Origin of the sequence: Parabacteroides sp. AF48-14 (assembly GCF_003477465.1) — a bacterium.
GTDB classification, from domain to species: Bacteria; Bacteroidota; Bacteroidia; order Bacteroidales; family Tannerellaceae; genus Parabacteroides; species Parabacteroides acidifaciens.
In genome coordinates this window covers 1-5,214 of record NZ_QUDI01000080.1, presented here as the reverse complement: position 1 = coordinate 5,214, position 5,214 = coordinate 1, and the positions used below count along the sequence as shown (strand labels likewise).

Genomic DNA, 5,214 nt, shown 5'->3' with positions numbered 1-5,214 from the left:
AAAAAACAATTTAACAACGAAGAGTTTGATCCTGGCTCAGGATGAACGCTAGCGACAGGCTTAACACATGCAAGTCGAGGGGCAGCACGAGGTAGCAATACTTTGGTGGCGACCGGCGCACGGGTGAGTAACGCGTATGCAACCTACCTATCAGAGGAGGATAGCCCGGCGAAAGTCGGATTAATACTCCATAAAACAGGGGTTCCACATGGAAATATTTGTTAAAGAAGCAATTTGCTGATAGATGGGCATGCGTTCCATTAGGCAGTTGGCGGGGTAACGGCCCACCAAACCGACGATGGATAGGGGTTCTGAGAGGAAGGTCCCCCACATTGGTACTGAGACACGGACCAAACTCCTACGGGAGGCAGCAGTGAGGAATATTGGTCAATGGCCGAGAGGCTGAACCAGCCAAGTCGCGTGAAGGATGAAGGATCTATGGTTTGTAAACTTCTTTTATAGGGGAATAAAGTGCACCACGTGTGGTGTTTTGTATGTACCCTATGAATAAGCATCGGCTAACTCCGTGCCAGCAGCCGCGGTAATACGGAGGATGCGAGCGTTATCCGGATTTATTGGGTTTAAAGGGTGCGTAGGTGGTAAATTAAGTCAGCGGTGAAAGTTTGTGGCTCAACCATAAAATTGCCGTTGAAACTGTTTTACTTGAGTGTGTTTGAGGTAGGCGGAATGCGTGGTGTAGCGGTGAAATGCATAGATATCACGCAGAACTCCAATTGCGAAGGCAGCTTACTAAACCATAACTGACACTGAAGCACGAAAGCGTGGGGATCAAACAGGATTAGATACCCTGGTAGTCCACGCAGTAAACGATGATTACTAGGAGTTTGCGATAGACAGTAAGCTCTACAGCGAAAGCGTTAAGTAATCCACCTGGGGAGTACGCCGGCAACGGTGAAACTCAAAGGAATTGACGGGGGCCCGCACAAGCGGAGGAACATGTGGTTTAATTCGATGATACGCGAGGAACCTTACCCGGGTTTGAACGCATTTGGACCGACCAGGAAACTGGTCTTCTAGCAATAGCCATTTGCGAGGTGCTGCATGGTTGTCGTCAGCTCGTGCCGTGAGGTGTCGGCTTAAGTGCCATAACGAGCGCAACCCTTATCACTAGTTACTAACAGGTGAAGCTGAGGACTCTGGTGAGACTGCCAGCGTAAGCTGTGAGGAAGGTGGGGATGACGTCAAATCAGCACGGCCCTTACATCCGGGGCGACACACGTGTTACAATGGCATGGACAAAGGGCAGCTACCGGGCGACCGGATGCTAATCTCCAAACCATGTCTCAGTTCGGATCGGAGTCTGCAACTCGACTCCGTGAAGCTGGATTCGCTAGTAATCGCGCATCAGCCATGGCGCGGTGAATACGTTCCCGGGCCTTGTACACACCGCCCGTCAAGCCATGGGAGCCGGGGGTACCTGAAGTCCGTAACCGCAAGGATCGGCCTAGGGTAAAACTGGTGACTGGGGCTAAGTCGTAACAAGGTAGCCGTACCGGAAGGTGCGGCTGGAACACCTCCTTTCTGGAGCCAGAGTCTGGTTAAGTAGGAACAACGGTATGTTGTTCTCGTGTACTACGGTTGAATATGTATTCATATATGATCTTAAAACTGGACAACCAGTAAAGAGAAAGATGAAGCTGAGATGAAAAACTCTCAGGCAACAAGAAAGAAAAGTTGACAGTCCTATAGCTCAGTTGGTTAGAGCGCTACACTGATAATGTAGAGGTCGGCAGTTCAACTCTGCCTGGGACTACTTCATGAAATTAAAAATTAAGAATTAAAAATTAAGAAATCCGATATTATTTTTTAATTGATCCTTCTTAATTATTAATTTAGAATCCGGGGGATTAGCTCAGCTGGCTAGAGCATCTGCCTTGCACGCAGAGGGTCAACGGTTCGAATCCGTTATTCTCCACCAAAAAAACATCAGCAATGGTGTAAATAAGATCTTTGACGTATTGGACAACTTCAAATAAAGTTAAGTAACGAATAAAAGTAAGAGCAAGCTAAAGATATATCAATCCAAGACGCATTTCTTCATTATTAATTTTTAATTATTAATTTAGAAACCGTGTCATTGATAAAGAAAGTAAGCAAGGGCAGACGGTGGATGCCTTGGCTCTCGGAGGCGATGAAGGACGTGATAAGCTGCGATAAGCTTCGGGTAGGTGCAAATAACCTTTGATCCGAAGATTTCCGAATGGGGCAACCCGGCTGGTTGAAGGCCAGTCATTCCGTAAGGAAGGCGAACGTGGGGAACTGAAACATCTAAGTACCCATAGGAGAAGAAAACAAAAGTGATTCCGCAAGTAGTGGCGAGCGAACGCGGAATAGCCCAAACCGGTGTTGTTTAGGCAATACCGGGGTTGTAGGACCACGGCATAGCAAGAAATTAGTGAAGTGGAACGTTTTGGAAAGAACGGCCATAGACGGTGATAGCCCGGTACACGACTCACTGACGAAGCTTAGTGGTATCCTGAGTAGCGCGGAGCACGAGAAATTCTGTGTGAATTAGCGGGGCCCATCCCGTAAGGCTAAATACTCCCGAGAGACCGATAGCGAACCAGTACTGTGAAGGAAAGGTGAAAAGAACCTCGAACAGAGGAGTGAAATAGTCCCTGAAACCGTCTGCCTACAAGCGGTCGGAGCATCTTCGGATGTGACGGCGTGCCTTTTGCATAATGAACCTACGAGTTACTTTCTCCGGCAAGGTTAAGTACTTCAGGTACGGAGCCGAAGCGAAAGCGAGTCTGAACAGGGCGAGTTAGTCGGAGGGAGTAGACGCGAAACCAAGTGATCTACCCTTGGTCAGGATGAAGGTTAGGTAACACTAACTGGAGGTCCGAATGGGTATACGTTGAAAAGTGTTCCAATGAACTGAGGGTAGGGGTGAAAGGCTAATCAAACTTGGAGATAGCTCGTACTCCCCGAAATGCATTTAGGTGCAGCCTGCGGTTAGTATAGTATGAGGTAGAGCGACTGATTGGATGCGAGGGCTTCACCGCCTATCAAGTCCAGATAAACTCCGAATGCGTACTATATATTGCCGTGGAGTGAGGGCGCGGGTGCTAAGGTCCGCGTCCGAGAGGAGAAGAATCCAGACCATCAGCTAAGGTCCCCAAATAACAGTTAAGTTGAACTAACGAAGTCAGACTGCAGAGACAGCTAGGATGTTGGCTTGGAAGCAGCCATTCATTTAAAGAGTGCGTAACAGCTCACTAGTCGAGGAGTCTGGCGTGGATAATACTCGGGCATAAACTGTTTACCGAAGCTATGGATGTGGTAACACATGGTAGGGGAGCATTCTATAGGCGTCGAAGGTAAGGGATAACCCTTGCTGGAGCGTATAGAAAAGCAAATGTAGGTATAAGTAACGATAAAGGAAGTGAGAAACTTCCTCGCCGAAAGACTAAGGTTTCCTGATCAACGTTAATCGGATCAGGGTAAGTCGGGACCTAAGGATAAGCCGAACGGCGATTCCGATGGAAGAATGGTTTAATATTCCCATACTACTTTATGGAGCGATGTGGAGACGGAGAAGTGACAGTCCTGCCATCTGACGGAATAGGTGGTTAAAGGGTGTAGGCGTTGATACTGGTAGGCAAATCCGCCGGTAGAGCCGAACCTGACAGTATGCTGCGTACTTGTACAAGGCAATATGGACGTAAACAGGCTCCCAAGAAAATCCGCTAAGCATATTCATAAAGTACCCGTACCGTAAACGGACACACGTAGTTGGGTTGAAAATACTGAGGCGCTCGAGTGATTCACGGTTAAGGAACTAGGCAAATTGACCCTGTAACTTCGGGATAAAGGGTCCCAGCTGAAAGGCTGGGCGCAGAGAATAGGTCCAGGCAACTGTTTAACAAAAACACATGGCTGTGCGAAATAGAAATATGAAGTATACAGCCTGACACCTGCCCGGTGCTGGAAGGTTAAGAGGAGGACTCATCGCAAGAGAAGGTCTGAATTGAAGCCCCAGTAAACGGCGGCCGTAACTATAACGGTCCTAAGGTAGCGAAATTCCTTGTCGGGTAAGTTCCGACCTGCACGAATGGTGTAATGATCTGGACACTGTCTCAACCGTGAGCTCGGTGAAATTGTAGTATCGGTGAAGATGCCGATTACCCGCGATGGGACGAAAAGACCCCGTGAACCTTTACTATAGCTTTACATTGAATTTGGGCAATTGATGTGTAGGATAGGCCGGAGACATTGAAGCAGGTACGCCAGTATTTGTGGAGTCACCGTTGAAATACGGCCCTTTGATTGTTTGAGTTCTAACTCGCGGTATGCGAGGACACTGTATGGTGGGTAGTTTGACTGGGGTGGTCGCCTCCAAAAGAGTAACGGAGGCTTCTAAAGGTACCCTCAGACCGATTGGTAACCGGTCGTAGAGTGTAATGGCATAAGGGTGCTTGACTGGGAGACTAACAAGTCGATCAGGTAGGAAACTAGAGCATAGTGATCCGGTGGTTCCGCATGGAAGGGCCATCGCTCAAAGGATAAAAGGTACTCCGGGGATAACAGGCTGATCGCTCCCAAGAGCTCATATCGACGGAGCGGTTTGGCACCTCGATGTCGGCTCGTCACATCCTGGGGCTGGAGAAGGTCCCAAGGGTTGGGCTGTTCGCCCATTAAAGTGGCACGCGAGCTGGGTTCAGAACGTCGTGAGACAGTTCGGTCTCTATCTATCGTGGGCGTAGGATATTTGAGGGGCTCTGACACTAGTACGAGAGGACCGTGTTGGACAGACCACTGGTTTACCGGTTGTTCCGCCAGGAGCACCGCCGGGTATCTAAGTCTGGATTGGATAAGTGCTGAAAGCATCTAAGTACGAAGCCAGCCTCAAGATGAGATATCCCTCAAGGGTCGTTGTAGACTACGACGTTGATAGGCTACAGGTGTAAGGGCAGTAATGTCGAAGCCGAGTAGTACTAATAGCCCGAGACTTTCTTATCACAAAGGAAAGGATTGATACGTCTGAAGGATTGATGATGTGAGTCATCAATAAGCTCAGAAATAAAAGTTACGTGACTCCAAAATGGAGTTGTCCAGTCAAAATCTTAATATAAGGTATTAAGGTGGTTATAGCGTTGGGGATCCACCTCTTCCCATTCCGAACAGAGAAGTTAAGCCCAACCACGTCGATGGTACTGCGTAAAAGTGGGAGAGTAGATAGCCGCCGTTTTA

Annotated in this window: 2 tRNA genes and 3 rRNA genes; all 5 read left to right on the top strand. The window is 48.4% G+C overall.

From position 1 onward, the window contains the following. The first annotated feature begins 13 nt into the window (after positions 1-13). The 5 genes from DW083_RS21610 to rrf all read left to right on the top strand — a co-directional run bounded on the left by DW083_RS21610 (position 14) and on the right by rrf (position 5,212). A 16S ribosomal RNA gene (locus tag DW083_RS21610) occupies positions 14-1,542 on the top strand. 158 nt (positions 1,543-1,700) lie between these two features. Beyond that, positions 1,701-1,774 (top strand) — tRNA-Ile (locus DW083_RS21605). 88 nt (positions 1,775-1,862) lie between these two features. Beyond that, a tRNA-Ala gene (locus DW083_RS21600) sits at positions 1,863-1,939 on the top strand. Between the two features lie 165 nt (positions 1,940-2,104). Continuing rightward, positions 2,105-4,981: ribosomal RNA gene (locus tag DW083_RS21595) — 23S ribosomal RNA — on the top strand. Positions 4,982-5,101: 120 nt separating this feature from the next. Continuing rightward, positions 5,102-5,212: ribosomal RNA gene (gene rrf / locus DW083_RS21590) — 5S ribosomal RNA — on the top strand. The 16S, 23S and 5S rRNA genes sit together here with 2 tRNA genes alongside, the layout of an rRNA operon. Positions 5,213-5,214 lie beyond the last annotated feature (2 nt).